General features: G+C 46.7%; 38 protein-coding genes and 2 pseudogenes. 23 read left to right on the top strand and 17 right to left on the bottom strand.

Features of this window, described 5'->3' with window-relative positions:
• Positions 1-23 precede the first annotated feature (23 nt).
• Entirely contained in the window at positions 24-440 is a 417-nt protein-coding gene (locus HNY42_RS09615) for an Rrf2 family transcriptional regulator (protein WP_131972657.1), read from the bottom strand.
• 127 nt (positions 441-567) lie between these two features.
• Here HNY42_RS09615 and HNY42_RS09610 point away from each other — a divergent pair, with 127 nt between their 5' ends.
• The 3 genes from HNY42_RS09610 (at position 568) to HNY42_RS09600 (ending at position 2,578) form a co-directional block, all read left to right on the top strand.
• Positions 568-1,194 carry an NAD(P)-dependent oxidoreductase gene (locus tag HNY42_RS09610; RefSeq protein WP_188004381.1) on the top strand — a complete coding sequence of 209 codons (627 nt, stop codon included), beginning with the start codon at positions 568-570 and terminating at the stop codon, positions 1,192-1,194.
• A gap of 258 nt (positions 1,195-1,452) precedes the next feature.
• Positions 1,453-1,995, top strand: coding sequence for a recombinase family protein (locus HNY42_RS09605; RefSeq protein WP_188004380.1), 543 nt, complete (start codon positions 1,453-1,455; stop codon positions 1,993-1,995).
• Between the two features lie 58 nt (positions 1,996-2,053).
• Positions 2,054-2,578: a DUF4256 domain-containing protein gene (locus HNY42_RS09600; protein WP_188004379.1), complete on the top strand. Its 525-nt coding sequence runs from the start codon at positions 2,054-2,056 to the stop codon at positions 2,576-2,578.
• A gap of 46 nt (positions 2,579-2,624) precedes the next feature.
• Here HNY42_RS09600 and HNY42_RS09595 read toward each other — a convergent pair whose 3' ends face one another.
• A complete protein-coding gene (locus HNY42_RS09595) occupies positions 2,625-3,233 on the bottom strand; it encodes a helix-turn-helix domain-containing protein (protein ID WP_255508302.1) in 609 nt (202 codons plus the stop codon).
• Between the two features lie 140 nt (positions 3,234-3,373).
• Here HNY42_RS09595 and HNY42_RS09590 point away from each other — a divergent pair, with 140 nt between their 5' ends.
• From HNY42_RS09590 to HNY42_RS09565, 6 genes and pseudogenes are all read left to right on the top strand, one after another.
• Positions 3,374-3,616 (top strand): PLDc N-terminal domain-containing protein, encoded by a 243-nt coding sequence (locus tag HNY42_RS09590; protein WP_188004378.1) that lies wholly within the window; start codon positions 3,374-3,376, stop codon positions 3,614-3,616.
• Positions 3,600-4,490, top strand: coding sequence for an ABC transporter ATP-binding protein (locus tag HNY42_RS09585; RefSeq protein ID WP_188004377.1), 891 nt, complete (start codon positions 3,600-3,602; stop codon positions 4,488-4,490). The genes HNY42_RS09590 and HNY42_RS09585 overlap by 17 nt, the downstream gene beginning before the upstream one ends.
• Complete coding sequence (locus tag HNY42_RS09580; protein ID WP_131972663.1) at positions 4,487-5,251, top strand: ABC transporter permease; 765 nt, start codon at positions 4,487-4,489, stop codon at positions 5,249-5,251. Before HNY42_RS09585 ends, HNY42_RS09580 begins: the two co-directional genes overlap by 4 nt.
• A 198-nt stretch (positions 5,252-5,449) precedes the next feature.
• Positions 5,450-5,620 (top strand): annotated as a pseudogene (locus HNY42_RS09575) (DUF4256 domain-containing protein); the annotation flags it as partial.
• A 108-nt stretch (positions 5,621-5,728) separates the two neighbouring features.
• Positions 5,729-6,760: a serine hydrolase domain-containing protein gene (locus HNY42_RS09570; protein WP_188005437.1), complete on the top strand. Its 1,032-nt coding sequence runs from the start codon at positions 5,729-5,731 to the stop codon at positions 6,758-6,760.
• 346 nt (positions 6,761-7,106) lie between these two features.
• Positions 7,107-7,949: a sensor domain-containing diguanylate cyclase gene (locus tag HNY42_RS09565; RefSeq protein ID WP_188004376.1), complete on the top strand. Its 843-nt coding sequence runs from the start codon at positions 7,107-7,109 to the stop codon at positions 7,947-7,949.
• Positions 7,950-7,960: 11 nt separating this feature from the next.
• On the opposite strand, the gene HNY42_RS09560 is transcribed toward HNY42_RS09565, so the two are convergent.
• Together HNY42_RS09560 and HNY42_RS09555 are read right to left on the bottom strand one after the other, a co-directional pair.
• Entirely contained in the window at positions 7,961-8,383 is a 423-nt protein-coding gene (locus HNY42_RS09560; protein WP_188004375.1) for a hypothetical protein, read from the bottom strand.
• A 9-nt stretch (positions 8,384-8,392) separates the two neighbouring features.
• The gene (locus HNY42_RS09555; protein WP_188004374.1) at positions 8,393-8,860 is read right to left on the bottom strand and encodes an alpha/beta fold hydrolase; all 468 of its coding nucleotides are present in this window, start codon (positions 8,858-8,860) and stop codon (positions 8,393-8,395) included.
• A gap of 304 nt (positions 8,861-9,164) precedes the next feature.
• On the opposite strand from HNY42_RS09555, the gene HNY42_RS09550 reads away from it, so the two are divergent.
• Together HNY42_RS09550 and HNY42_RS09545 are read left to right on the top strand one after the other, a co-directional pair.
• A complete protein-coding gene (locus tag HNY42_RS09550; protein ID WP_255508301.1) occupies positions 9,165-9,542 on the top strand; it encodes an HAD family hydrolase in 378 nt (125 codons plus the stop codon).
• Positions 9,539-9,934 (top strand): GNAT family N-acetyltransferase, encoded by a 396-nt coding sequence (locus HNY42_RS09545; protein WP_188004372.1) that lies wholly within the window; start codon positions 9,539-9,541, stop codon positions 9,932-9,934. The genes HNY42_RS09550 and HNY42_RS09545 overlap by 4 nt, the downstream gene beginning before the upstream one ends.
• A 6-nt stretch (positions 9,935-9,940) precedes the next feature.
• Here the strand turns inward: HNY42_RS09545 and HNY42_RS09540 are convergent, their stop codons facing one another.
• The 3 genes and pseudogenes from HNY42_RS09540 to HNY42_RS16270 form a co-directional block, all read right to left on the bottom strand.
• Entirely contained in the window at positions 9,941-10,780 is an 840-nt protein-coding gene (locus HNY42_RS09540) for a hypothetical protein (protein WP_188004371.1), read from the bottom strand.
• Positions 10,777-11,154: pseudogene (locus HNY42_RS09535) on the bottom strand (RNA polymerase sigma factor); the annotation flags it as partial. The pseudogene HNY42_RS09535 and the gene HNY42_RS09540, both read right to left, overlap by 4 nt.
• A gap of 15 nt (positions 11,155-11,169) precedes the next feature.
• Entirely contained in the window at positions 11,170-11,304 is a 135-nt protein-coding gene (locus HNY42_RS16270; protein ID WP_255508300.1) for a hypothetical protein, read from the bottom strand.
• 111 nt (positions 11,305-11,415) lie between these two features.
• Between HNY42_RS16270 and HNY42_RS09530 the strand changes: the two genes are divergently transcribed.
• From HNY42_RS09530 to HNY42_RS09520, 3 genes are all read left to right on the top strand, one after another.
• Complete coding sequence (locus tag HNY42_RS09530) at positions 11,416-11,820, top strand: TIR domain-containing protein (RefSeq protein WP_188004370.1); 405 nt, start codon at positions 11,416-11,418, stop codon at positions 11,818-11,820.
• Positions 11,821-12,020: 200 nt separating this feature from the next.
• Positions 12,021-12,716, top strand: coding sequence for an ABC transporter ATP-binding protein (locus HNY42_RS09525; protein ID WP_188004369.1), 696 nt, complete (start codon positions 12,021-12,023; stop codon positions 12,714-12,716).
• A gap of 26 nt (positions 12,717-12,742) precedes the next feature.
• Complete coding sequence (locus tag HNY42_RS09520; protein WP_188004368.1) at positions 12,743-15,379, top strand: ABC transporter permease; 2,637 nt, start codon at positions 12,743-12,745, stop codon at positions 15,377-15,379.
• 90 nt (positions 15,380-15,469) lie between these two features.
• On the opposite strand, the gene HNY42_RS09515 is transcribed toward HNY42_RS09520, so the two are convergent.
• Entirely contained in the window at positions 15,470-15,817 is a 348-nt protein-coding gene (locus HNY42_RS09515) for a potassium channel family protein (RefSeq protein ID WP_131972681.1), read from the bottom strand.
• 175 nt (positions 15,818-15,992) lie between these two features.
• Between HNY42_RS09515 and HNY42_RS09510 the strand changes: the two genes are divergently transcribed.
• Positions 15,993-16,514, top strand: coding sequence for a shikimate kinase (locus HNY42_RS09510; protein WP_188004367.1), 522 nt, complete (start codon positions 15,993-15,995; stop codon positions 16,512-16,514).
• Between the two features lie 2 nt (positions 16,515-16,516).
• Here the strand turns inward: HNY42_RS09510 and HNY42_RS09505 are convergent, their stop codons facing one another.
• From HNY42_RS09505 to HNY42_RS09495, 3 genes are read right to left on the bottom strand one after another with little or no spacing between them, the layout of a single operon-like run.
• Positions 16,517-16,906, bottom strand: coding sequence for a YkvA family protein (locus HNY42_RS09505; protein WP_188004366.1), 390 nt, complete (start codon positions 16,904-16,906; stop codon positions 16,517-16,519).
• A 59-nt stretch (positions 16,907-16,965) separates the two neighbouring features.
• On the bottom strand, positions 16,966-17,763 hold the full coding sequence (locus HNY42_RS09500; RefSeq protein WP_188004365.1) for a phosphotransferase: 798 nt from the start codon (positions 17,761-17,763) through the stop codon (positions 16,966-16,968).
• Positions 17,760-17,999 (bottom strand): hypothetical protein, encoded by a 240-nt coding sequence (locus HNY42_RS09495; protein WP_255508299.1) that lies wholly within the window; start codon positions 17,997-17,999, stop codon positions 17,760-17,762. Before HNY42_RS09495 ends, HNY42_RS09500 begins: the two co-directional genes overlap by 4 nt.
• 135 nt (positions 18,000-18,134) lie before the next feature.
• Between HNY42_RS09495 and HNY42_RS09490 the strand changes: the two genes are divergently transcribed.
• The 4 genes from HNY42_RS09490 to HNY42_RS09475 all read left to right on the top strand — a co-directional run bounded on the left by HNY42_RS09490 (position 18,135) and on the right by HNY42_RS09475 (position 21,214).
• Entirely contained in the window at positions 18,135-19,133 is a 999-nt protein-coding gene (locus HNY42_RS09490; RefSeq protein WP_188004363.1) for an NADP-dependent oxidoreductase, read from the top strand.
• Between the two features lie 158 nt (positions 19,134-19,291).
• Entirely contained in the window at positions 19,292-19,531 is a 240-nt protein-coding gene (locus HNY42_RS09485) for a hypothetical protein (protein WP_131503795.1), read from the top strand.
• 40 nt (positions 19,532-19,571) lie between these two features.
• Positions 19,572-20,747, top strand: a complete 1,176-nt coding sequence (locus HNY42_RS09480) for a hypothetical protein (RefSeq protein WP_188004362.1) — start codon at positions 19,572-19,574, stop codon at positions 20,745-20,747.
• 119 nt (positions 20,748-20,866) lie between these two features.
• On the top strand, positions 20,867-21,214 hold the full coding sequence (locus HNY42_RS09475; RefSeq protein ID WP_071500063.1) for a DUF2200 domain-containing protein: 348 nt from the start codon (positions 20,867-20,869) through the stop codon (positions 21,212-21,214).
• A gap of 181 nt (positions 21,215-21,395) precedes the next feature.
• Here HNY42_RS09475 and HNY42_RS09470 read toward each other — a convergent pair whose 3' ends face one another.
• Positions 21,396-22,100, bottom strand: a complete 705-nt coding sequence (locus HNY42_RS09470; protein ID WP_188004361.1) for an alpha/beta hydrolase — start codon at positions 22,098-22,100, stop codon at positions 21,396-21,398.
• Between the two features lie 104 nt (positions 22,101-22,204).
• Between HNY42_RS09470 and HNY42_RS09465 the strand changes: the two genes are divergently transcribed.
• Together HNY42_RS09465 and HNY42_RS09460 are read left to right on the top strand one after the other, a co-directional pair.
• The gene (locus HNY42_RS09465) at positions 22,205-22,675 is read left to right on the top strand and encodes a site-2 protease family protein (RefSeq protein ID WP_188004360.1); all 471 of its coding nucleotides are present in this window, start codon (positions 22,205-22,207) and stop codon (positions 22,673-22,675) included.
• 14 nt (positions 22,676-22,689) lie between these two features.
• A complete protein-coding gene (locus HNY42_RS09460) occupies positions 22,690-22,890 on the top strand; it encodes a hypothetical protein (protein ID WP_188004359.1) in 201 nt (66 codons plus the stop codon).
• A gap of 71 nt (positions 22,891-22,961) precedes the next feature.
• Here HNY42_RS09460 and HNY42_RS09455 read toward each other — a convergent pair whose 3' ends face one another.
• The 3 genes from HNY42_RS09455 to HNY42_RS09445 are packed head-to-tail and all read right to left on the bottom strand — an operon-like array spanning position 22,962 to position 24,119.
• Positions 22,962-23,165, bottom strand: coding sequence for a protein kinase family protein (locus HNY42_RS09455; RefSeq protein ID WP_370528924.1), 204 nt, complete (start codon positions 23,163-23,165; stop codon positions 22,962-22,964).
• Between the two features lie 4 nt (positions 23,166-23,169).
• Entirely contained in the window at positions 23,170-23,679 is a 510-nt protein-coding gene (locus HNY42_RS09450; RefSeq protein ID WP_188004357.1) for a phosphotransferase, read from the bottom strand.
• The gene (locus HNY42_RS09445; protein ID WP_188004356.1) at positions 23,676-24,119 is read right to left on the bottom strand and encodes an Lrp/AsnC family transcriptional regulator; all 444 of its coding nucleotides are present in this window, start codon (positions 24,117-24,119) and stop codon (positions 23,676-23,678) included. The genes HNY42_RS09450 and HNY42_RS09445 overlap by 4 nt, the downstream gene beginning before the upstream one ends.
• 150 nt (positions 24,120-24,269) lie before the next feature.
• Here HNY42_RS09445 and HNY42_RS09440 point away from each other — a divergent pair, with 150 nt between their 5' ends.
• Positions 24,270-24,428 (top strand): DUF1272 domain-containing protein, encoded by a 159-nt coding sequence (locus HNY42_RS09440; RefSeq protein WP_188004355.1) that lies wholly within the window; start codon positions 24,270-24,272, stop codon positions 24,426-24,428.
• 45 nt (positions 24,429-24,473) lie between these two features.
• Here the strand turns inward: HNY42_RS09440 and HNY42_RS09435 are convergent, their stop codons facing one another.
• Positions 24,474-24,941, bottom strand: a complete 468-nt coding sequence (locus HNY42_RS09435; RefSeq protein WP_188004354.1) for a DUF4188 domain-containing protein — start codon at positions 24,939-24,941, stop codon at positions 24,474-24,476.
• Positions 24,938-25,483: a PadR family transcriptional regulator gene (locus tag HNY42_RS09430; protein WP_188004353.1), complete on the bottom strand. Its 546-nt coding sequence runs from the start codon at positions 25,481-25,483 to the stop codon at positions 24,938-24,940. The genes HNY42_RS09435 and HNY42_RS09430 overlap by 4 nt, the downstream gene beginning before the upstream one ends.
• A gap of 206 nt (positions 25,484-25,689) precedes the next feature.
• On the opposite strand from HNY42_RS09430, the gene HNY42_RS09425 reads away from it, so the two are divergent.
• Entirely contained in the window at positions 25,690-26,775 is a 1,086-nt protein-coding gene (locus HNY42_RS09425; protein WP_188004352.1) for a hypothetical protein, read from the top strand.
• The last annotated feature ends 32 nt before the right edge of the window (positions 26,776-26,807 follow it).

The raw sequence follows: 26,807 nt of genomic DNA, 5'->3' as shown, positions 1-26,807 counted from the left end.
TTTCATAAAAAGACAGACCAGCATCATCTTGCCTGGACAAGACGATGGAGGATATCGGATAAGGTTTCGTTCCCGAGTTCGGCTTCAAGCGCCTGTTGGGCACGTGTGAAGGACTGGTTGAGGGCCGATTGGATGTCGCGGCCGACCGGACAGGCAGGATTCGGCTGATCATGGATTGAGAATAACGTCTCTTTCGGTTCGACTGCCCGGTAAATCATCAATAATGTGATGTCATGCGGATCTTTCTTCAACGTCGCCCCGGTTTTTCCGGCGACCGTCGAAAGCAATCCGGCTTGGCGTAACGATCCGATCAAGCGACGGATGACGACCGGATTGGTATTGACACTTCCGGCGATATAGTCAGAAGACAAGGCTTGGTCCGGATGTGTCGCGATCAAGGCCAGGATATGAACAGAAACCGCAAGTCGGCTATTAATCATTTGTTTCACCACCAATGCATTTATTTTAATGAGCATCCCCTTTAATGTCAATTGCCTTGACAATAATAGATTCTGTAACTAAAATAATTACATGTACAGCTACATACAAATAAAGGAGGCGTTTTTGGTGAAGGTTGCCATCATTGGAGCGAGTGGAAAAGCAGGACGGGTTATCTTAGAGGAGTTGGCAGAACGGGGTCACGCCTTGACGGCCATCGTCCGTGATGCGACACGGACGAAACATGATACGGTGCTGGAACGCAATGCGTTTGAGCTGACGACGGAGGAATTGGCGGATTTTGATGTCGTCATCAATGCCTTTGGAGCGTCACCCGGAAATGAGCACCAGCATGTTGATTTAGGACGGCATTTGATTGATCAATTACGCGGCAATTCGACCCGTCTGATTGTTGTCGGAGGAGCCGGCAGTCTGTACGTCGATCAAGAAAAAACGGACCGTCTGGCAGATACGCCGGACTTTCCGTCCGCTTACCTGCCGACAGCGAAAAATCAGGCGAAAAATCTGGAAGATTTGCAACAGACTGTCGATCTACACTGGACGTTCATCAGCCCGGCCGCCTTCTTTGATCCGGAAGGGCCACGGACCGGTAAGTATCAATTGGCGCAGGATGTCTTGACGCTGAATGCTGCGGGTGACAGTTACATCAGTTATGCCGATTATGCCGTTGCTTTAGCGGATGAAGTCGAGCATCATCGTCATGATAAGGAACGGATTTCTGTTGTATCCGCTTAATGGATTGCCGACGTTCTCGTCTGACGAGGACGTTTTTATTGTATTAAAAATCAGGTCATGCAGAAAGTGTTCTTGTCGTTTATTTCTCCACCGCTTCCTGTATAATACCCCACCTTTCTTCTCGTCCAGGTTTCCCTTATACTAGGAAGTGACAGATAAACATCGGCTGGATGAATCTTGAATACGAGTTTCATCTAGAACAGATCCGCGTATTCTTTTGATCGCAGCAGGTATTTTGATTCGAGCGAGGAGAACATTATGATTATTGGTTACATGCGCCCCTATTTTGAAGATCCAACGTGTGAGAAGCAAGCCGAGGCACTTAAGACCTATGAAACCGATCAAGTAAGGATCGAGGAGCACAGTTCCTCGAAACGACGTTACGTGCTTGATCAATTGTTAGAAGATATCAGACCGGGTGACATCATCCTTGTCTCTCATTTGTATGTGTTGGCGGATTCGACGCGTCACCTGATCGAAGTGTTGAACGCTTTGGATACGAAGCAAGCCTACCTCTTGTCAATCCGGGAAGACATTGACACCCGGCAGGCCCTGAACCAGTCGTTCCGTGACATCGTCCAGCATCTCGTGGCCCTCCAAAGTGACGTCGTCAGCATGGCGACCCGCGAAGGACTGTCGAAAGCAAAAGAGCTCGGCAAACAGACGGGACGCCCGCGAAAGCCGGATGAAAACGTCAAACGAGCAATCGACATGTATCAAAGTAAACAGTACAGTCTGTCCGAAATCCGGGAGCAAACGGGCATCAGCAAAAGTACCCTCTACCGTTATTTGGAAAAATGATGTAAATTTAATACATCTTCTAGAGAAAATAAACTAGCTATCGAAAGGCGGAAAGAACATGGATCAAGCGACGTTGATTGACATCCTCCATCACCGGTTCACGGATCATCCTGACCGGCATCCCGCTGTGAAGTGGGATGATATCGTGTCCCGGTTATCCTCGGAAATGCTCCATTCCCTTGACTGGATGGAACAGACCGGCGGTGAACCGGATATCGTAACAGTGCCAAATGGCCAATGGGTTTTCGTTGATTGTGCAGCGGAAAGTCCATCGGGTCGCCGCAGCTTATGTTATGACGAGGCTGCACTGGAAAAGCGGAAGAAAAATAAGCCTGTCGGCAATGCCGTCGCGGAAGCCACTGCACACGGTGTCGCCTTGTTGACAGAAGTCCTCTATCGTCATCTGCAAACGATTCAACCGTTCGATGTAAAGACGTCGAGCTGGATTGAGACACCGGAGTCCATCCGGGCGCAAGGCGGCGCGTTATACTGCGACCGGCGGTATGATCATGTTTTCGTGTACCACAATGGAGCCGACTCGTATTATGCCAACCGCGGTTTTCGGACGTACTTCACGCTTTGAACGGTAAAAAGCAGTACTCACTTATGATAGTGAGTACTGCTTTTGTTTACGGGATGATAACTAGCGAGACAGTTCTTTTATTTTCATTGTCTTCTTTTTCCATTGATAATGCATAGTATTTTTCTAATAATGTAGCAAGTTCTGACTGGAATGAATGAAACGTTTCATCTGGTAAATTTAACTTAACCAATGAAAATGTTGCTTTATCCGCTGAATCGGTTGTAATTAGCTTCTCATGATAATTTTTATAGTTTTGTAAAATGTACATAAAATAGAACGAGACAAAATTAACCTTCTCCTCATATGTCGCTGAAGCCCAGTCCTCATCTTTAATTTTGTATCCGGATGTATTCAATGCATAAATTTTTTCTTCGACTTTTCCGACACGTTGAAGCCTAACCACTTTCAATAAAGAATCTTGAAGCATCGCGTTCACATGGCGATATAGCGTAGCTTGTGGAACATCTGAGAGTAACTTATTCAGTTGCATAATGGATAATCCATTATCACGGTCAATTAATTCCAATGCAATTTTGAACCTGATTTGATTTTTAAATAAATCTAAATTCATTTTATCTATCCTTTCGTTAAACAGTATATTTGTTACGTCACCTTGTCCTGATAGTCTCTTTTTTAAAATATCATATTGTGCCAACTGTTTTTGGCTATCCCTGCTACATGAACATACCATATGTCTACATGATGTTTAAAATTTCATTGAGTCCATAAAAAGTAAAAAACTAGTTGACTTATTAATTATCATTATTGATAATGATAATAGAAAGAGGTGATTAAATGAACACAAGTATCACACCTTTATTAGAAATCGATTGGCTTCAACTACTTCCTCTGATTCTCCCCATTCTTTTCCTAAATGTATTGTTGATTGGAATCACCCTCTTCGATTGGTATAAAAGAAAAAATCAAATTGTTCTGCCTTACTTGTGGCTATGGATCATTGTCAGTATGCAAATGGTTGGTCCAATTCTCTACTTGATGATAGGAAGGAGAAACGCCCGTCATGATTACGATTCATAATCTGCATAAAACGATTGATAAACAAAAGATTCTCGATGGGATCAATCTTTCGATTGAGGATAACGAATGTATCGGATTGCTTGGCCCAAATGGCGCAGGCAAAACAACGCTGATCAAATGTCTGATGGGAATCCTTTCGTATGAATCAGGCGATATTACATTTCATTCTCAGCCAATTGAAGTTTATAAAAAACAGATCGGTTACTTATCTCAATACACAGATTTCAAACCGTGGATGACTTGCCAAGAGTCACTGTTCTTTTTTGGAAAATTGTCCGGCATAAAAAAAGATATCTTGAAGAATCGCATTTCAGAAACTTTAAAGGAAGTTGGTCTTCAGGACAAACAAGACGTTCAGGTGGAACAATTATCGGGAGGGATGAAACAACGTCTCGGAATTGCGCAAGCCATCTTGCATGAGCCCCGGTTTTTAATTTTAGACGAACCTGTCGCCTCCCTAGATCCAATCGGCCGAAATGAAATTCGAAAGTTAATCGGTCGTTTGAAGCAACGGATGACGATTTTGTTATCGACGCATATACTGCATGATACCCAAGATATTTGTGACCGTTATGTCATCATGAAAAACGGTCGTATCATCAAACACCTATTCCAAAAGGATCAAACAATTAATCCTAAACAGTTACGCATCAAGTTCAGGGATGCTGTACATGTAGATCAAATACGGGAATTTTTCCCATCCGTCATTGTGGAAAAGTTATCAGCCGCCACATTCCTTATCACAGGAACACAACCGTTTGACCTAAAGAAAGTCTTAACCGTCTGTTCTCTAAAACACATTGACCTGATATCAATTGGTTTCCATGAAATAGGACTAGAAGATGCGTTTCTCGAACTGGCGGCGGATTTATGAACCATTTAGCGACGCTTGTGCGGGTAGAATTAACGGAGGCTGCAAAGGAATATAAATACGTTTGGTTAACGGTTTTTTTTGTTCTACTTGGTTTAACCCAACCTTTGATTAATCTGTATATGGACATCATTTTGCAACAGTTAGGCGGTTCGATTGGAGTCATCCTGGATCCGAACAAGCTAGATCCCACTCCGAGTGAAATTTTTTTATCAACGATCTCTGGTCAATTTGATCAAATCGGTCTGATCATCCTGCTGATCAGCTTCATGGGACTGATTGCAACGGACCGTCAAAACGGGATGCAGGATTTTATTCTGACACGCCCGGTATCCATACATTGTTATGTATATGCCAAACTGATCGCCCATTGGTTCATCAGTATGTTCAGTATCGGATTTGGAATCCTGACATCCTATATCTGCACGGTATACTTATTCGGTTCGTTCTCGATTACAAAACTGATTTTATTTTCTGTTCTATACAGCATATGGATTCTTTACCTGACCAGTCTTGTCATTGTGATTAGCGTCTATGTAAAGCATCAGGTTTTGATTGCTGTTTCAGCCATCGGAATCAGCTTTTTCCTCCTGCTCATCAAGAACGTTGATCTTGCGTTTTCCGATTTGTTACCCTCGTCCATCTTAAACGTGGCGGAACATCAACTAGTGGCAACATACGATGTTTCCTATTTAAGTATCGTCTCTTGTTTGGTATTGATTTTTTGCAACTTACTATGGGCTAGCAAAAAGCTGAAAAATTGACTGTCTTCCTATCTGTCGTCTCAAGGTTACGAAAATACGGTACCCGCTTTGGCAGGTGCCGTATTTGATATTTTTAGGACTTCCATAAATTAAAATGGGATTTTTTTGTATATTTAAATTCGGTTGTTTACTATACTTTAATGTATCTCATTTTACAGATCATTCCATTGTTGAATCAAAAGAATACATACATAAGGCATAGGTAAATTTGATTTGAAGAAATCCGGCTGAATCGAGACGCTGGAATCGATTCGGACAAAAGATGGCGCCCTTTTTTGCGACCGGCGGTATGATCACATTTTTGTCTATCACAATGGAGCGGACTCCTATTATGCCAATCGGGGGTTTCGGACGTATCTAGTGCTTTAAGTCTTAAGAAGTGGATTAGAGCAGATGGATTTTATAGCTTTATTCTAATTGTTAAGAGACACAAACTTGGAGACCAATTCATCAAAACACGAAAGGAGCATTGTTCATTTGCACCCTTCCTATCAAAAGCTGCTTTCCTACGTAAGCGAGATTAAGCATCTAAATCATAGCAGTGCCGCAGCGGTAGTTGTCATACAGAATGATCAAATCATTTTAGAACACTACGAAGGATTTCATTCCAATGAAGATTCGAACCCGATCGGTAGACATTCCATGTTCAATATTGCTTCCGCTCGTAAAAGTTATTTAGCGTTAGCAATTGGTTATGCGTTGTATGAAAAAAAGATTCACAGTCTTGATGATTGTGTCTCGAAATACTTGAGGAACTATGATCAACAGATTTTCCAAGGCACGACCATTCGTCATCTGGTCACCCACTCACATGGTTTAGATGAACGAGATGACGGATCAATTTACAGGGAGTTCGCTGCAGGTGAAAGTTGGGCCTACCGTGGAATCAATATCCGGATTATCACGGAACTGTTTAAGTATCTGTATGGCTATGATTTCACTCAATTATTGAAGGAGCGCGTCTTCACTCCATTAGGATTTAAATCTACCGAATGGTCAACAGAGGAGTCGGAAGCTTTGGTCAAAGTCATCGATGACCCTGAGCAGAAGGCAGTGTTCCAGTTGTACCCGTATGATGACGGAATGGGTTCAAATCTGCACACGACTGCAAAAGAATTTGCGTTATGGGGAAATCTTCATTTAAATATGGGACGTCATGACGGAATTCAAGTTGTTCCGGAAGAAGTCATTCGAATCTGTACATCCATTCAAAGTCTTCAGTACGATGATGGACGACTTCCTGCCAATGGATTGTTTTGGTACGTGCAAGACGAAGCAAAGGAAAGAAGTGAGATCGGAGAACGTGTTCCAAAGGGTTCTTATCAAATTCTTGGAAACACTGGTCCACTCTTACTCGTAGTACCCGAAAGTCAGCTTGTTGTTGTGAGGATGTATAATAAACGGTATAACTATGGCGGTAAGAACTATCTCCACTATCTTCGTGAGTTTAGTAATAGAGCCTCGGACGCGTTTACGATTCCGACATGCTCAAAAATGCATCGACTATGAACACAAAAAGGTCAGCCAAACAGTTCGTATTTTGCTGACTTTTTTGTCGTGGAATGAGAAAATCTTTTATCTTTCCAGAAAGCGTCACCTTGCTGATCAATATACTCCTATCGCTCAGTATAATATCAAGAAAGTAAATATGTGAATTGTCATTTTTTGTATGTATTATTCAATGCATTTGCTATAATTTAGTGTGTTCTATTAGCATCTCATCTACATTATCACGCATACATACGTTTTGATACGAGCTGAAGCATTAAAAATAAGGCAGGTGAAGCTTTTGTTGTGGTTTGGAATGACAATTGGGATTGGATTGACCCTCCTATGTTGTTGGATATTCAAAAAGATGCGTCCGCTGTCTCTACCTTCGACGATTGCCGCATTCGGGAACCATTCCAAAGACATCATGTATATCTTTGAAGTCAGACCGGTCTATCGCTTTCGTTATATCAGTCCTTCTCTCGATGAACATATCGGTGTCGGAACGGTTGAAGCGAGTTATGCCGACCCGTCCGATTGTTTCGACCGGATTCATCCGGATGATCTCGAGATTTTAATGTCGAAAATCTCGGGTAACTGCAACTACGATGAACCGTTCCTGCAACGCTGGCGGACGAATGACGGTACATATATTTGGTTTGAAGAATATACGACTCCGATTTATGAGAACGGCGAAATCGTTGCCGTTCAAGGTGTGATCCGGAACATGAATGCAGCGAAGGCCAAACAGCAGGAACTCGAGCAACTGTGTCAACGTGATACGTTGACCGGTCTCTACAATCGCCATGCATTCGACTGCTTGATCGAAGAGATGATATCCTCTGAGGCCATTCCGCTGGGTATCCTCACGCTGGATCTGAACGATCTAAAACGGGTCAATGACCGGTTTGGTCATATCGCAGGTGATGCGTTGCTCCAACAGACGGCCCTTTGCTTAAGCCGTTTCAGCCAAGAAGCGTTCCGTCTCGGGGGAGATGAATTCGTCATCGTCTGCCAGGGGTACACGGAACAGCAGTGTCGCCATTTACTGGAACAATTACGGAGCGAGTTCCTCAAACATGACCTGTCGATTGCCGTTGGGTTTGCGTATGATGAAGCAACAACCGATGTAGTAACCGTGTTTCAAAAAGCGGATCAAGCGATGTACAGTGAGAAGCAGCGGACTAAATCACTGGTTGGACTGAACTAAGATGCCCCGTTTCATTGCAACACGTCCTTTACTGGAGTTTGGTCGAGCTGTCGGATTGCCGCGATGACAAGTTCCGGCCGGTCGAGGTGAACGGCATGGCCTGCTCCTTCAGCAAACCGAATCGTTGCCGTTTTTGTCAGGTTCGCCTGTCGTAATATGAGTTGATGCCACGTCTCTTCCAGCTGACGAACTTCCGTTTCCGGTAATCCGTCCTGCAGTCCTTCGGCAATGGCTTTCCTCTGGTCCCGTCCGATGACAATCAGCGGCAAGTCGGGAAACGTGTTTCTTTTTATCCGTTGTGCATCCATTTTCCAGTGTGTGACTTCGGTCGCCATCATCGCATACAGTGCCGGTTCGGTTTGGAAGTCAAGCAATGCCGACTGAATCGTCTTCGGTAATCGATGTTGCGCCGGCGTCAGTACCGGTTGAACCAAACGACGCGACTAATCGTTCGTTTGTGTCGCATAATACCGGCATTGTTTGATCCAAGTGGCATCGGATGACAGGGTGCCAAGCACCGGTGTATCAAGAGTATCCAGTTCGTGTAAGTCAACCGACGTCGAATCGACCAAAAGCAACCCTTTTAATTGATCGGGATGACGGATCGCAAACTCTTGCGCAATCAGTCCCCCGTAGGAATGGCCGACCAGGAGAATCGGTTCGTCTACGTTGCAATGGGTCAATAGTGTCTTTAGTTGTTGAACAGCGTGACTGGTCCGGTGAACTCCGTCCCTTTCCCGCCATGAATGCCGGTGGAAGCTGAGCACCCAGTTGGTTGTTTGAAGTGTTTGGACAATCTCATACCATTCATGATAGGAACAGCCCATTCCGGTCAAAATCAGGATGGGTGTTCCGGCTGTTTGTGTATCCAGATACTGTACTGGGTTAAATGAAGATGTTTTTATTTGCATGTGACTCTCCTTGTGCAAGCAGTTTAACGAAGTAGACGAATATAGATATTGATGTTCTGTACAGATGTGAGATATCCTTTTTAAGTTTTCGATTAATTTTGTGTTAATATTACGGTAATTGAAATATACATAATGAATAGGAGTTGCTATTTCATGACCCTCTCCGCTGTTTTATTTGATCTCGACGGGACGTTACTTGATCGTACGACTTCTTTGCAGCTCTTTTTGAAACCTCAACATGCTCGTCTGATTGCGCCCGTTCCAACTTGTCCACTTGACTCTTATCAAACCCTCTTTCTGACCTTTGACCAAAACGGTCTCGTCTCGCCTTGGGCTCATAACGAACGGTCGGAGTGACTTGCAACGATCGGTCATCGCCCACCATCAGTTGCAGACATTTTTTGATCCGATCCTGATTTCGGAAGAAGTTGGTCTTGCAAAACCTGAACCGGCTTTGTTCCTCCGTCCCGTACAAGACTGGGGACTCACACCGGAACAGGTCCTGTTTATCGGGGATCATCCACTGCACGATATCAAAGGAGCAGAAGCAGTTGGCATGACGGCGGTATTAAAAAGTAATCAACCGGTCGTCAATAGTCCGTCCTCCTACACTGTGAACGATTGGTCGGAACTCGAACCCATTCTCATCAAACTTAATTCAGAAAGAAGGTCACGCTCATGACAACTACTTACCAGATTCGACCATACCAAGATCAGGACTTCCCCGCCATTCAGCGCTTAAATGCTGCGGAAGGCTGGAACCAGCTCGTCCGTCTCCATGAACGGACCCAACTCGCTTGGCAACACTCGAACGCTGCGCTTGTCGTCGAACATGCGGGGGAGGTCATCGGTTATGTCCGCGGAATGACAGACACTCAGGTCACGTTGTACATCTGTGAATTACTGATTGAGGCCGATTTCCGTGGCCAAGGTCTTGCGCAACAGCTGTTCGCCCGTCTTCATGACTGGTATCCGACAACCCGGATTGAGGTCCTGGCGTCAAGCAGCTCGGAAAGTTTTTACCGCGGTCAGGCGTTCCGCCCGTTTTACGGCTTTCGGAAGTCCTTTGAGTAATTGGTGTTACTGGTTCAACTGCTCCCAGACATCATCAAATACTGGCCCGTTGACGGCAAAGTAACGGTCGAGCGGTTCATAATAAACATAGCCTTCACGAATCAACCGGAATTGGTTCGTCACCCCGTCTGCCATCGTCACGTTCAGAATCCGCAGATCGGTGTCATTTTGATACTCGACGACATCCGCCGCAAGATCCGACTCGCGTAACGGAACCGCCTTGCTCAATTCAGCAAATAATTGACGCAGCCGGAATCCTGCGGAAATCGGTTCCGAGTTGGTCGATTCCCATGTCGAGAACGTTTGATAATTAGCACGAAGAATTGTCTGTTGCAGGTGAAGCTGTTGGAAATAATCCGGACGGAATGTCGACCGGTCCAGCACGCGGACGATTTCAGCCCCGTCCTCCTGTCCGACCGCGAGCAGTCGGATCGCGGGATCATATCCTTTTACGACGTAAATCGTATAATTCTCTAGATTCGATCCAAGTGATTGCTTGACGTTAACGGCTTCCGCGCCTTCGGTCCAGGTATTTTTGGAGACACCTAACTTTTGTCCACGCAACTGAAACTCCGTTTCTTCGGCGATTGTCGTATCACTTTGCAGGTATATCGCTTTCTGGTAGACAAGTCCTGGAATCATCGAGGCGGTCGATTGGTCGATCGGCGGCTGGATCCAGGACTCAATCCGATCATACTGCAACAGACCGATCAGCAGGACGGCTGCCAACATCAGTTGCGGTACTCGGTGTTTCCGTCTGTTCCGACGGATGCCCTGCTCCATCCGGGCATGAACGGTATCCGGTACGGGAATGTGGGTTAATGCTGTCTCCAGTTGCTGTTTCATCCGGACTCTCCTCCTTTCGCTTGATGGCGTTGTAGTTTTTGAATCGCCCGGTATAACGTACTTTTCACCGTACTGATCGGAATGTCGAGTAAACCAGCAATTTCCTGAAAGGAATAATCGGCTTGATACCGTAACGTGACTAACGACCGTTCCTTGACATCGAGTCGTTCAAGTAAATCAGTCAGGTACAGTTGATCAACGACCACATGTTCAAACGACGGGATTTGCGGCTCACCCCTATCCTGTGCCGTATCGTTTGTCCAGACCAGCACTTGGTATTTCTTAAGATGATCGAGTGCTGCATTGATCGTGATCCGGGTCAGCCAAGTCTTAAAATAGGTGACATCCTGCAGTGACTTTCGGTACTTCCAGGCGCGAAAAGCGACTTCCTACACGTTTTCGAGCGCTTCCTGCTCGTGTTTTAAATACAGATACGACATCCGGTAAATATAGCGTTCTTCGGCATATAACGCTGCGAGAAACACATCATCCGTCCAACTCCCGGCGATTTTTTTACGAAACACAGCACTCCCCCCTTTCTTCTCTATTCATTAGACTGATTAAATCATTAGACTGATTAAAAGCCGATTTAGTTTCAAAAATCTGTAAAAAATTATACGACAGGAGATCGTTAGATGAACTTTTATACTGCTAGCAGCTTCCGCAACATCGAAGACGTCCGTTTCATAAACGACCAACTGATTAAGCAAGGTCATCACTTGACGTACGACTGGACGCAATCGGAACGGGTCGATACACCGGCTGCCCTGCAACGGATTGGACAGCTGGAACTCGATGCCGTCCGGGCGATCGATTGCATGATTTTAGTCCTCCCTGCCGGAAAAGGCAGTCACGTCGAGCTCGGGATTGCTCTTGCCTCTCAAATTCCGATTTTTCTTTGCATGACGGACGAAACTTGTTGGACCGGTCCGGAAGCGAGCACGTTTTATCATATTGATGGCATTATGAAGTGTATCGGCCCTCCCCAAGACTGGGTCCAGACTATTCTAGACGCAATGAACGAGCAGACTGTCCGGTGAGATTGTGCTGAAAGAACGAATCTGCCAAAGTGTTAATATGCCTCAGCTAAACACAACGTTTAGCTGATTTTTTTATTCTCATTCGACCGGAAACTTCTGTTTCGATTTTCTATTCTCTATGTAATCATCTTTTATAAATAGACAAAATTTTCAAATAATATTACACTTATTTTACCTTAATTTGTAAAAGGAGTGGTTTGATGGATATCTTAGTCAAAGACGTCTCGCACACATTCAACCAGGCGGGACTACAGAGTGAAGTCTTAAAAGCGTTGACCTGTCAGCTTTCCGCGAGTGACATCACCGCCCTTGTCGGTCCGTCCGGATCAGGGAAATCGACGTTTTTAAGTCTGATCGGCTCGCTCGACCGTCCGACATCGGGGCAAATCGACTATGACGGACAAGACATCACGAAGTGGAAGAACCGGCAATTGTCAAAGTTCCGGGCGCAGGAAATCGGTTTTGTCTTCCAACAGTTTCACCTGTTGCCCGCGTTGACGGTCAAAGAAAATCTGCTTGTTCCCTTACTAAAACAAAAAACCGACTTCAACAAAGAAGACCGGATTGCGGAAATCTTGGAAAAAGTCGGGCTGACAGCGAAACAGGATGCCTTGCCGGCGCAATTGTCCGGCGGGCAACAGCAACGGGTCGCGATTGCCCGAGCCCTGATCAATCGGCCGCGCTGGATTCTCGCCGACGAACCGACCGGCAATCTCGACTCGGTCAACGGGGAGATGATCTTTCAACTGTTGCTCGATCTGCATCAAGAAGAACAATGCGGCATCCTGTTCGTCACGCACGATTTGGCACTCGCGGAGCGGGCGGACCGGATTCTATTCATGCAGGACGGGCAGATTGTCGAAGACCGGCGGAAGCAAACCGTTCGGAGTGTGTAAAAAAATAACAATAGAGGAGGTTTGAGATGTTACGTTTTGTCCTGAATCACTGGCGCCGGCAACGGTTTAAATTCATCCTGACGCTTGTCGGCGCGCTCATCATCAGTGCCGGTCTCAGTCTGATGTTCAACCTGACCGACTCCAGCCAAGGCACGGTCGAACAGACGTTACAGAAAAAATGGTCGTCCGCTTACGATATCGTCGTCCGGCCAAAAGGCAGTCAAATGTCGACCGAATCAAGTGACCTGCTCGAACCTAATTATTTAAACGGTATCAATGGCGGGATTTCTTTTAAGCAATATGAAGCAATCAAACAGATGAAAGAGATTGATATTGCCGCACCAGTAGCTGTGATGGGCTACGTCAATACGACGGTCAATTTCAAAAAAAAATTGAAGTTTCCAAGAACACCAGGTTTGTACCGCATCACGACAACCAACTATATTCAAAACGGTTTTAACAAAGAACGTCAATCGCAAGTTATTCTGCATGTGGCACAAGGAAGTAAAATCTCAATCCCAGGAAATGTTTCGTTTTTGACGGAACCGATTGAAGCCTTTGAAGATGCAGTCGCAACTAATTCCGTTCTTGTAGTTGCGATTGATCCGAAGGAAGAAGCACGACTTGTCGGTTTAGATAAAAGTGTCAATTCAAAAAATAAATCGCGTTATTTCTCGTCTCTTGACCGCTATGAGTACGATAAAAGTACAAGAAAAAATACGATTCCCGTTTTAGTTAATCCCAACTCTTACAATCAGGGAAACTACACCTATAAAATCGAAAAATTAAATGCGTCCTTCAAAACAGAGCAAGATCAACAAAAACTGGTTGATGAATTGATTAAAAAACAACCAAAGCGATCGCTTGACCAATCGGTTTTAAATACATATCCTTCTAAGGTCATCGAACGTGTAAATATTCCGACGTCTAAAGTGGAAGAAACGTATTTACAAATGTTGATCAATAATACAAACGTGACGTATTCCGATTCGGAAGAAGAAGACGGCGGAATGCTCCTTTATAACACTGGTCCTCTTCAATTCAAGTCGGCATCCAGCCCTTACCCGAGTCGTTGGAATACGGCTTACGAAGTTTCGTCGTCACCGCTTGACATGAAAAACTGGGAACATGCTAAAAGTATCTTCCCTGCTAAAGGATACCGCGCCGTAAAATCTATCGGTAAAAAAGTAAAGAATCTAAAGCCCGGCGAAGTGGACGTCCTCTTTCCTTATCTCGCTTTTAAGGTCGTTGGTCTGTATAATCCGAACAAAATCAAAGTTTCCAAAGATCCGCTTAATGAACTGCCGATGGAAACGTATCGTCCGTCCTCTGCCGATCTCGTCCTCGATGCGAAAGGTGAGCCGGTCAATCCGGCGAAATCAATCGATACGTCCGGCAATCCCGTTGGTTTGCTGACGAGTTCACCAAACATCCTGACGACACTTGACAGTGCACGTGGCGTTATGGGAGAACAAGCGATTTCGTCGATTCGTCTAAAAATCAAAGGTGAAACGACCGTCAGTGAGGAGTCGGAACAACTCCTGCAAAACGTTAAGACTCAAATCGAACAGAAAACCGGACTACTGGCAACGATCACCAAGGGTTCTTCCCCGCAACCGGTCGTGACGAAAGTCGTCGATAACGGCAAGACACTCGGCTGGATCGAACAGCCATGGGTCCATATCGGTGTTGCGATGACAATCTTCCGCGAGACGAGCGTCGGCTTCTCCGGTGTCATCTTCGCGATGCTTGCTGTCGCGATCGTCTATGTTCTCGCGACAAGTTACGTATCGATGCTAGCCCGGCGGAAAGAATTTGCCGTCTTTCTAGCACTCGGTTGGCGGACAAAAGACCTGTACCGGATTGTCCTGATTGAAGCGGCCTTGCTTGCCGGGTTTGTCTCTATCGTCGCTTTAATTGTCGAAAGCATTTTCTCGTATGTCCGAAGTGAGACGATGAACGGTTGGAGTCTGCTCTGGATCACACTGTTCAGTCTCGTGATTTACTTTGCCGGTGCGGCCTGGTCGTCGTTTACAATCCGGAAGATCTCGCCGTACGAAGCAATCAAGACGGGCGAATATGCGTCGTCGTCGCACGTCAAACTCGCTCTCCGGTCGACCTGGACACTGGCACTGAAAGAAATCTTCGGCAAATGGAAACGTAATGCGCTGTCGATTCTGTCAATCGCGTTACCAACAGCCTTGCTGACATTCTTCCTGTTCGTGACATTCCACCTGCAAGGGGTCCTCTATACGTCCTGGCTCGGTCAGTTCGTTGCCTTACAGGTCGGACCGATGCATTACGTGACGATGGGCGTTGCGATTACGATCGCGATCCTGACAACAGGGGAAATCATGTGGCAGAATGTCACCGCTCGCCGGGCGTCGCTCGCCATCCTCAAAGCCGTCGGTTGGACGAACGGTTCCGTCCGTCAGTTGATTGTGTTAGAAGGTATGCTGATTGGATTTGTCGCCGGAATCGTCGGCCTGAGTATTTCCTATCTCACGATTTATGTCTTGTATGATCTCGTCCCGTGGAATGAGCCGCTTTTGATTGGCGTTTCATTGCTTCTGCCGGTGTTGTTCGGAACGATTGCTTCCCTGTTGCCGGCGCAAATCGCAGCCCGCGTCAATCCATATCAGGAGCTGAAGGATGCCGGATAACCATAATCAGTAGACAACGAAGACCGGCTCTCAACATATGAGATCCGGTCTTCGTGCAGTTCATCAAACAAGTTTTTTCCAAAGGAATCGTCACTTCCGCTTCGATTGATCCTGCTTGGAATGAAATTCCTTTAACGCCCGGTTGAAGTTGACGATCAGGGCACTGATGACACCAATGCCAAGCAAGACATAGCAGATCGTAAAAATCTTGCCGATCGGCGTGACCGGATGAATATCGCCGTAGCCGACCGTCGTCAGCGTCATGACGGAAAAATACAGTGCATCGAGATAACTCAGTTCCTCTGCGCCGTGGTAAAAAAACATCCCGACCGTCAGCAGAAATACGACGGAAAACATGACGGCTTTTTGTTCGTCCTGCCGGAACAGAATTTTTAGCACGTGGTACATGTTGCGTAACAAGATGAAAAACGCAATCATCTTCGTTGCTCCCTTCACAGGTAATCACGACTGTCCGCCGGCTCATCTGTTAGAGGAATACCCGAAAAAAAGGAAGACGATTCCTTTATCGTCTTCCCGTCCGCTCTATTCTGTTTTAAGACCCGCATGGTATGATACATACAAACTATGCCCCATACATCAAGGAGGTTTTCCATTGCGGATTCAAATCATCGGTGGTTCCGGCACCGGTAAAAGTACATTCGGCCGGTGGATCGGACAACAGGAAGGGATTCACTGGATCGACACGGATCATTATCTGTGGAAAGACCAGACGTTTACCGAAAAACGGTCGATTGCCGAACGTTATGCGTTATTTACTCCGGATATCGAGCGGCATCACCGGTATGTCGTCTCCGGTTCAATCTTTTCCTGGAATAAAACCGGATTTCATAACCGGGAATTGCTGGTCTTTTTAACTTTGGACGAAGACATACGAATGCAACGATTAATCAAACGGGAACAAGAACGCTATCCTGATTTCGACGGATCCAATGAATTTCTCGATTGGTGCCGGACGTACCGAACCGCGACCGATCCGGCCATGATTGGGACGTTAGCCGAGCACCGACTTCAAATAATTCGTTCGGCGTCCCCTGTCATCGAAGTCGATGCCGCGTTGCCGACGGATGTGATGTACAAACAAATCAAATCCGCCTATCAGAAACTGACAATCTGAGCCTACCGGACGGCATCGTAAATCTGCAGACCTATCCACATGATTAGCGTGCACCACAGCAAGAGGATCAAAGCGCCGACAAACCAATTTTTCGGTTTATCCGTTCCGAGCCGTCGTTCTGCCTTGACGGTACAGTCGTCGATGACTTCCTGCGGTAACATCCTTAATACAAGCAAGATGCCTAAAGGGACAAGAATGATGTCGTCCAGGTATCCTAACACCGGGATAAAATCCGGAATCAAGTCAATCGGACTGAACGCATACGCGACGACACAGGCCGTAAATAATTTGGTGTACCAGGCGACCCGGTCGTCCTGGTAGTGGTAGGCAAAATACAAAATAAAAATCTGCTTTTTTAATTTTTTTGCGGTATCCTTCAATTTTTCCAACATGATGATTCTCCATTCTTCGTCCGTTTAAACCGGCGGCGAACCCTTTCAACATTTCCGGTTCACCGGAACCAGTTGGCTTCCTCGCGTTCGAGAAAATCGAGTTCTTGTTCGTAATGCGTGACGTGCCCCTCTTCGATCATCCGTTGAAACGCTTCGTCACCTTCCGCCGCTTTCCGGTGAATCGTTTTGATCAATGCTTCCACACGAAGCAGCACGGTTTCGTACATCTCGCCCTTCAGCTCCGTTTTGCCGTAGGAAGACAAAAACAGATTGATTCGGTGCCGAATCCGTTCCTGATCGTTAACCGGATTATAATGAGCCGGCTCACCGTCTGCCGTCATTTGATGCCGGCTTAACGGGACACAGGTGTAGAGCGTGTAGGCCACATCCCAAATCCGCGGTCCCGGGGCAGCAACGTCGAAATCGATGATTCCGACAGGCCGTTCGCTTCGGAAGATGAGATTATAGACAGCAAAGTCATTATGACATATGAGTTCGAGCGGTTCCGGTGTTCCGTCGAGCGGCTGCCAATCGTTTGGTACCGGAAAATCAGCAATGGCATCATGGTATCCCCTTAACAACCGGGCCGTCTCCTCGAGGACACGGTCTGACCGCATATACGGCTGAAGCGGATAATTCCCGGCTTCGCCTTCGATGAACGACAGAATTTCGCGCCCCTGTGGATCCATTCCTAAATAGCGCGGGCTTCCTTCAAATCCTTTTTGCTCAAGATGTTGTAGTACCCGGTGGACTCGAAGACTCTCCGGTTTTTGTTCCCGTCTGACCGTATCCCCGATCCGTGAGACGTCGGAGACATTCCCGCCCGTCAATGGTTCTTCCTGTTCCGATTGTTTCATATTTTATCTTCCCCTTTTGACTGATTGAATACCGGAACAAGAATCGCCGCTCCGGCTAAACTGATGATGAGATCGCGCCATGAGACTAACCCGATATCAAAATGAAGGATCGTTGCCACTCCGTTCGTGACAACCAGTAAGAGGACGTACAATGTCAGACTGAGCGGCACCATCCGTTTAACGAACCGCGGCACACGTAACCACAGCCGTAACAATCGTTCTCCGGTCTTGTTCATCTCATTCACCCCAAACTCCAGTTTTTCCCTGTTCCTGTTTAGCTTATCATGTCCGAATGAATCACTCAAAGTGTTCTCCCGCTGGATCAACTGGTAGACTAAAAGCAGAAGAACCAGGAAATGGAGAGGATTTTCATGAAAGCGATGACGATTTCAAAATACGGCCAGGTCCCGCTCGAACAAACCAAACAGCCCTGCCCGGTCGTCCGGCCGCATGATGTTCTTGTGGAAATTCACGCAGCGAGCATCAATCCGGTTGATTTTAAGATTCGGGAAGGTGACGTCAAGCTGTTGATTCCGTATCAGTTCCCGCTGATTCTCGGCAATGACTTCGCTGGAATCATCATTGAGGTCGGTCATGCCGTAAAACAGTTTCAAATCGGTGATGCCGTCTACGGACGGGCTGAGAAAAACCGGATCGGCACCTTTGCCGAATACATCGCAATTGATGAACAGATGCTTGCCTTAAAACCGGCTTCGCTCTCCTTTGAGGAAGCGGCCTCCATCCCACTCGTCGGCTTGACATCCTATCAAGCATTACATGATGTCTTGCAGGCGACACCGGGACAAAAGATCCTGATCCAGGCAGGTGCCGGCGGCGTCGGAACCTTTGCCATCCAACTGGCGAAAGCGATGGGCTTGTACGTCGCAACGACGGCAAGCCCCGCCGGACATGATCTGGTTGCGTCACTTGGCGCTGATGAAATCATCGATTACCGGACTGAAGCGTTTGACGAAGTCCTGCATGATTATGACGGCGTCTACGATACGATCGGCGGCGAGACGCTCCGGCGTTCGTTTAAAATCGTCCGTCCGGGCGGACACATCGTCTCGATTTCCGGACTGCCGAACGGACGGTTCGGGAAGTCCTACCGGTCCGGTTTCCTGAAGACCAATCTGTTCCGTCTGCTGACTCTTCGCGAGACATGGCTCGAACGGAAACATCGTGTTACATACACGTTTTTGTTCATGCGACCGAGCGGACGCCAACTGGAACACATCTCAGAGTGGATTGAGACGGGACAAATCAAACCGGTCATCGACCGAATTTATCCGTTTGAAAAAGCACAGGCGGCACTCGAGTATTCCGAGTCTGGTCGTGCCAAAGGCAAGGTCATTTTAAAGATCAAGTAAGAGACTAAAACGGTCCAGCAATCACCCGACGATGGGGTGTTTGCTGGACCGCTTTTTATTGATGGCTTATTTTAAATTTATTCATCAACTTAAACAATAAATGATATAATATGTTAAAAATAGGATAATCGATTCTGGAGATGGGAAGGAAGAAATCAATGGACATACGTACCGGCACTCCGTACAAGTATTATTTTTGGAAACGGTTTTTTCTGCTGTTTATTCCGCTGTTTTTGATTGGTGCGTTACCTGACCCTTTCATTATGGGTAATCCGTTCGCCAGTCTTGAGGATTATGGCGAGTTTGCTTTCGCCATCTGTTTCTATTTGCTCACCTTGTCCGGCATTTCTGCTTTTTTGGTCTCGATACGTTGGCGAATGAAACACAACCGCCGTTGAATTCGATTCCCACACTTCACTTTAAAGGAGACTACATACTATGTCCCGGAAGACTTTCTTTACGGCGGCGTTGACGTTGACGCTTGTCGTCACGGCAGGATGCACCGATTCGACTGCAACGAAGCAACACTCGAAAGTTCCGGCAGATACGCAGGCTCAAGCTGCGCCAACCCTTAAACCCGTCACTGCTCCATTGTCCGACTATAGAAAATACGTGCCGCTGAAGCGACAATCAGAAACGGTTACGCTTGGAAACCATCAGACATACAATCTGGCCCCGTTCTTTACCGGACAAACCGTTGTCATTGCGCCGGACTACCTGTATCAGCAATCGATCTACTATACGCACATCAAACAAACGAGTGACACCACCAGTAAAAGCTACATTTACCGGTACAGCCAAGGGTCGAACGATAATCAAGTATTGCATACGGTCAACCGGACCATCGGTATGATGACCGGAGTGTCGCATTACCTGTTTTGGGTCGAATACAATCAAACCAAGTCCGGACAAAAATGGGCGATTCGCTTGCTGGACTTGAAGACGGAAAAAATCAATACGCTTGATCAAGGGATCAGCCGTTATGACACGGCGATTCCTTATCTGGATACGTCGTCCAAACGGGTATCCTGGATGACGCATGAAGCGACACCAACCCGAACGAAAACAATCCTCAAGTCGTTTGATGTCGCGGAAGACGCCATCATCATCCATCAGCAGTATATTTTAAAAGAAGGCGCAAAACGGAATGGACAGTATCCATTTGACTTCCGCCGGAGCGATGCCGGGCTGATTTTGCATACAAGTACTTTCAAAAACGGTCATCAAACGCCGACACTCGAGACGTTTGACGGCACGTTCAAACGACGGATGAACGGGCTGATTGATTTTGAACACAACAAAAAGTATGTTTCGATCGGCGAAGAAGGCTCCGCCCTCTTCATGCCTAAGAAAGGACGACAACCGGGGTACCAGTTCAAACCGTCGGACAATCGCTTGACGGTTGATGCATTCCGCTTTTTATCGGCTGACCGTGTGATTTTCCGGGAGAGTATGACGCGACTCTGGTACGCCGATCTTGCGCGCGGCACCGTTGCTCCCTTGACGGAAATGGCCGATACAACGTCCAAACCGATTTATGCCAACGGGAAGCTCGCATATGGGGTATCGGACGATGAACAGATTGAATTCCATGTCATCGATTTAAAAAAATGATTGGTTAAGACCGTTCCTTTCGTGCGAAAAGGACGGTCTTTGATTTATCTGGAGGGGCCCATTTCCAACGTTCGATATGCTACACTTTTTGTAATAATTAGTCATGAGGAGGAAATACGATGACGAAACACCGTTTGTATACGACAGCGTTTTCGAGTGTCTATCCGCTTTACGTGACAAAAGCTGAACGCAAGGGTCGGACGAAACAGGAAGTCGATACGATCATCTGCTGGCTGACCGGTTACTCGGAACAACAACTTGCAACGCTGACAGCAGATAAGACGACATTCGAAGCATTTTTTGCGGATGCCCCACAGATGCAGGAACGTCGATTGTTAATCAAAGGTGTCGTCTGCGGCGTCCGCGTCGAAGACGTCGAGGATCCGTTGATGCGGGAAATCCGCTATCTCGACAAGTTGATTGATGAACTGGCAAAAGGAAAAGCGTTCGAGAAAATCTTACGGTAAGAATCTAAGGAGGAAAAATCGTATGCTGACTACCATCGCGTCACTCTTCGCTCTCGTCACGATGTTAATGAACGGTTTTTACCTCGTTGATCATTATCTTCGGTACGGCGTCCCATCTAATCACTAAATACTAAAAAACCGGGCACCTCAAGCAGGTGTCCGGTTCTTCTGTCTATTCTCGTTAAAAACGATCATTCAACCAAATGAAGATGTCCGCTATCATCTGATCCGACACGGTATGGTTGATCGACGGATGTTTCAGAAACGTTAAATCGTGATGGATTTCGCCCACTTGTCGTACATAATGCTCCTGCGTTTCAATCGGAATGACCGCATCGCGTTGTCCATGTACGAATAACGTTGGTGTAGACTGTTCTTGCAGGACAGGATCATACGCCCGCAAGTGTCGTTCTTCTTCCGCCGTTAAATCGTCTCTTTTGTCACGGCTTCGGAAAAGCTGTTCCGAAAAGAGGAAGGAGCCGGACCCGTTGATGTTAATCACCCCTGCGCTACCGTCATGTTTAGCAGCAGCACCGCTGGCTATAAATCCTCCCATCGAGACACCAAGCCAAATAATGTCCTCTCTTGGAACGTTCAGCTGCTGAACGAGTGTGCTCGATTCCTCGATGCTTTGAAACACGACTTCCCAAAAGTGACGTTCGACTATTCCTTGATCAAAATACGCACCTAGCGCATTGCGGCAGTCATGCAGGTGGAGTTCCGGCACAATGACCGTAAATCCTTGTTCCGAGAGCATCCGTGCGAATTCTTCATATTTTGTCACGCTCGATCCCCAGCCGTGGTACAAACAAATGATTTTGCGGTAATCCTTACGCTGAGCTGGAAATATGCGAATTGGCAAAGTTGAATCAGTTAACAGGTTCATATAATAAGTCTCCTTTTTCAATCTCTAGATGAATAAATGACAATTATGTAAGTTGCTTTCAACATCCATTTTTTGTTATTTTTGTTAATGAGAGGAGGAAGAACATGGGTTTACTATGGTTCAATCTAATCATGTTTGCCTTTTACTTACCGAGTCTGATTCTGCACGAATACGGTCATGCGCTCGTCGGTCGTTTGATCGGTCTGAGGCTAAAATCAGTTTCCATCGGCAAAGGTGAACCATTCTTACGAATCGGTCATTTTTCCGTCGCCAAAAAGCAGATATGGGAAGGCTTATATCAACCATATCCTCCAACAGTCCCGCTTCGACGTGGACAAAGAGCTGCCTTGTTACTCGGCGGGATTTTCGCGAATTTTATAGCCGGATTGTTCGTCGCCGGATTAAGTCAGCTCTTTCCAAGTCCGGTCATGCATCTGTTGGCTCCACCATTTATACAGATATCCATCATTTTCATTTTATTTAATCTGATTCCGATCCGCTTGACTAGTGGCTTTCCAAGCGACGGACTGCAATTAAAACGGTTGTTCTTTAACAAAAACTCACGGACTGACTGACAGGAGATGATTTCATGTTAAAACTATTACTGTTGGCAAGTAGTCTACTGCTCGTCGGATGTACTTCCGAGCAACCGAAAACCGTTCCGTGGGGTGAAAGTACACCCGCTCAAATGGAACGGCTAAAAGCCAATGACATTGAGTTTAAAGTTGAGGGCGACCAATTACTGATTCCGCAAGATCAGGTCGATCAAGCGACAAGGTGTTGTACTTAATAGAAAAAATAATCAAGATGGCTATTTCCTTTTAATATTCAGGAGATAGCCGTTTTTGCTTTCCAAATTGTTCAATAAAATTCATATAATCCGTCATCAAAATAGTGAAATGTTTCTTCTGATATTGGTGAATATCCATATCCGGAGTAGAAGGCATCGAGCATCTTGGCATTATACCGAAAAGACCGTGTCGCCAAGGCTTCATCGTAGCGTGGATCGCCGATTGTCATTCCGGATACATCAATAAACGCAACGATTGCGTGGTCTCGGACCAACAGATTATCCGTCGTACAATCCCCGTGTATCCACGTCGCCGGAACAGGTTCCGGCTGCTTGATGGATAATGTGTGAAGCAACTCGCGCGAACCATTTGTCCAGCCAGTCTTGTGAAGAATGGGTAGAAATAGTCTCGCTCGTATGAAACTGTCTGAGGAACCGTCCGAATGAACGGATCAATGCCAATCGTTGCAACTCGCAAGCACCCGCCAGTGCCGTTGTCAACGTCTCACCTGCTATGTAGGACATCAGTAAATAATCCTGTTGCTCGTCTTCCATATAATCAATATAAGTCGGGATAATGATATGTTGTGACTTGAACGTCTGCATCACTGTCGCTTCCTGCACCAACCACTCGCGGTATCGGGGTAAACTTGCCTGTTTGAGGATATAGGTGCCGCCTAACGTTTTCACGTGGTAGACGATGGCTGTTCCCCCCTGCTTGGCTACGGGATGGATCGAGTGAATCAAACCGACTTTTTGTTCGATTCGTTGTTTGATAGAAACGTTCATATCAAAATCCCATCTCCGACCGTAAACGCCTTAAACGCGACCGGTGACGACAAGCGAATCCAGGTCGACGGTTTTCCGTATTCCATCGAGGCATCGATAAACGCTTCCAATGTCTCGACCGACGGTGTGTACAGTTTGACCATGAAGTTAAACGTTCCGGCGAGCCGGTGACACTCGACGACATCCGGATGACTCTTGCAAAATGCGATAAACGCGTCGCATCTTGTGTCTTCGAACATCAAAATCGCCATGATTGTTTTTTCAAGCGCAACGGGATTGATGACGGCCCGGTATCCTTCGATGACACCGCGGTCCTCGAGTTTTTTGACGCGTTCGTTGACGGCAGGCGTCGAAAGACCCACCGTTTTGCCGAGTTCCGTCCAGGACATCCGCCCGTCTGCCTGCAATGCCCGAATAATTGCGTAATCAATTTCGTCCATTCTTCAACCCTCCTAATATTATGAAGACATATCTTAAAATTACCATTCATTTTCAGGTGAAGCTACTGAAAAACAAACAAAACCAGCTGTCCGGTCACGGTTTCGTTTCGTACAATTAAGACAGATCAAACGAGACGTGAGGTGAACGACATGCAGGCAACAAATTGCACCCGCTGTGCGGAGACATTTGAAGACGGTCAGGAAACGTACCACTGTTCGCACAACTGTATCTTTTGTAAAGAGTGTACCGAGACGATGAATTCGATTTGTCAAAATTGCGGGGAAACATTGGTCCGGGTTGAGCGATAAACATAAGCAAGGGAGCGGATCATTGGAGTCCGCTCCCTACTTTCGTTATTCACGTGTCGACACCGGCTTGCGTTCCGCGAGGCGGTCTTTCGCCTGTTCCTGATGCTTCTGAACCGGACGCTCTCCGACCGCTTTCGCCAGTCCCCGCGTCAGCAGATTGACATACATCGTCTCATAGTTGCTGATTTCAAACGTCTCATGGAAAATCCCGACGGCGTTACTCGCCCGCGACGACTGATTAAACTTTTTCCACGCGTTCAGGTGACGGTTACCGTGCGAATAGGCAATCAGAGCGTCGGAGGAACGCCAATACTGAATCAACGTAACCGACCGCCAACCGACGAGCATCTCATGCGACAATAAACCAACCTGCTGCTCATAACATTCCTCAATCATCGGTGTCATCGCCTGGACGGTCGGCCACCATTTCCGGACCGATCGCAGACGGTTGATCCGTAAGCCGATGATGAATACGACGATGTCTTCATTTGGTGTCGCGATCACGCGTTTCATGATGATGTTCCTCCTTCGAGTGTCTGAACGGACGCTTCACACCATTCGAGCAAAGCTTGTGTTTTCCGTTTGCCGTAATCAAGCGTCAGCAACCAATACATGGCGTCATCCGCTTCGTTGTAGGCCAAAATCGATTGTTCAATCATCTGGTATGTCTCCAATCGCTCCCGGAGCAGAACGGCATGCTGATCGATTTTTTGAATCGTAGTTTCTTTTGACTCATGACGGGCAAAATAGAGTTTCAGTAACAGTTCATTCCGCTGGACCGGTAGTTCGGTCGTCGGCTCCTGGACCCAGCGTTCGAGTTCCGCCTCGCCGTCCGGTGTCAGAACAAACGTCTTCCGGTCATCCCCCTCTCCGGTTTCTTCGACGATTAACCCTTCCTGCACCAACGTCTTCAACATCGGATAGACCTGCCCGAAGCTGATCTTCCAAAAGTGGTTGAGACTCGTATCAATCGTATGTTTCATTTCGTAGCCTGACGTACATCCGCTCGCCAGTAGCCCTAAAATCGCATACCGGGTCATGTTTTCTTTTGGCATAAGTCGCTCCTATATCTTTTAGATAGTATCTTTTAGATATATATATTCCCGGTCTTTCAGTTACTAAACGAACATTCAGAATATTCATGAAGGAAACATCAGCTTACATTCCTGTAAGCTTCCCTTCTTTTTTAGGGCAATGCACGTTTTTCCCTCTACACTGATAGAGTTTCATTTTCTTAAACCAGAATGGGAGTTTTGTGTGTATGTCTACTTTCATGAAATTGGGCTTATTCAGCCTTATCTTACTTATTTCCGGATGCGGTCAGCCGAAGACGGAATCAATTCAGCCGGTACCGGCACCAACAGAATTAATCCGCAGTGAGGGCTTTTCGACACTTGGACCAAGTACGAGTTACGACTTAACAGATGTCTATCAACGTTACCCTTACCTGTCCGGTCCAAGCTATATCGATGAAGCAGCCGTGTACTTTTATGCCTCAAGCGAAAAAGACAGTTCGATTTTCCGTTACTCGCTGACGGATCGGCACCTGGAGAAACTATATTCGACGAGCCAAACCATCTATAAGCTGGTTGGTGTCGGACGACAACTGTTCTGGATCCGTTATCAGGACAACGGGAAGGACAGCAACTGGACACTCGAAGTGATGGACTTAGCAACCGGTTCGCTTCAACAACTTGATCACGGAATAGAATCGTCTCGTTTTTATCCGGATCTCCAAGCCACGACGGCACATGTCTCTTGGATCAAACACATCAGTCAGAAAGATCAGACCCGGTCACTCGTCCAAAAATATGATGCGGCGACCGGATACGTCACGACACAAAAAACACTGACAGTGAAGGAAGCAGAAACCCGGAGTGGTGACTATGCCCAGTACTTACGGGACGGTGATGCGGGAATTCTTCTCGATCAAACAACATACAAAGCGGACGAAAAGACGACCGCCTATACGACACTTTCCGGAAAAGCCGTCAAAAAGACGACGATGCCGTTTGATTTCGCTTATGGACAGCATTATCTGGCGACGGGAGCGGAAGGTTCTGCGGGATTTCAAGCTCACGTGTCGAACCATATATCCTATCGTTACAAGACCTCCGAACCGTATTATCTGATTGACGGGTTTTGTTTTCTGACGCCGGATCATATCGTCTTCCGGGAAGAACGCAATCAACTTCTGTATACGGACCTGTCGAATGGAACCGTCGTCCCGTTGACGGACCAGGAAGGCGAATATTCAAAACCGGTCTTCACGAACGGGCGACTTGGTTACAGCGTCGTCCGGGATGATGGATCCGTGTCTTTCCGCATCATTCAAGTCAACAACTGAACATGAGAAAAACCCGTTCCAGATTGGACGGG

Origin of the sequence: Exiguobacterium sp. Helios (assembly GCF_014524545.1) — a bacterium.
In the GTDB taxonomy this organism is placed as follows: Bacteria; Bacillota; Bacilli; order Exiguobacteriales; family Exiguobacteriaceae; genus Exiguobacterium_A.
The sequence above is the reverse complement of the archived record's forward strand: the minus strand, read 5'-3'. Positions and strand labels throughout refer to the sequence as shown.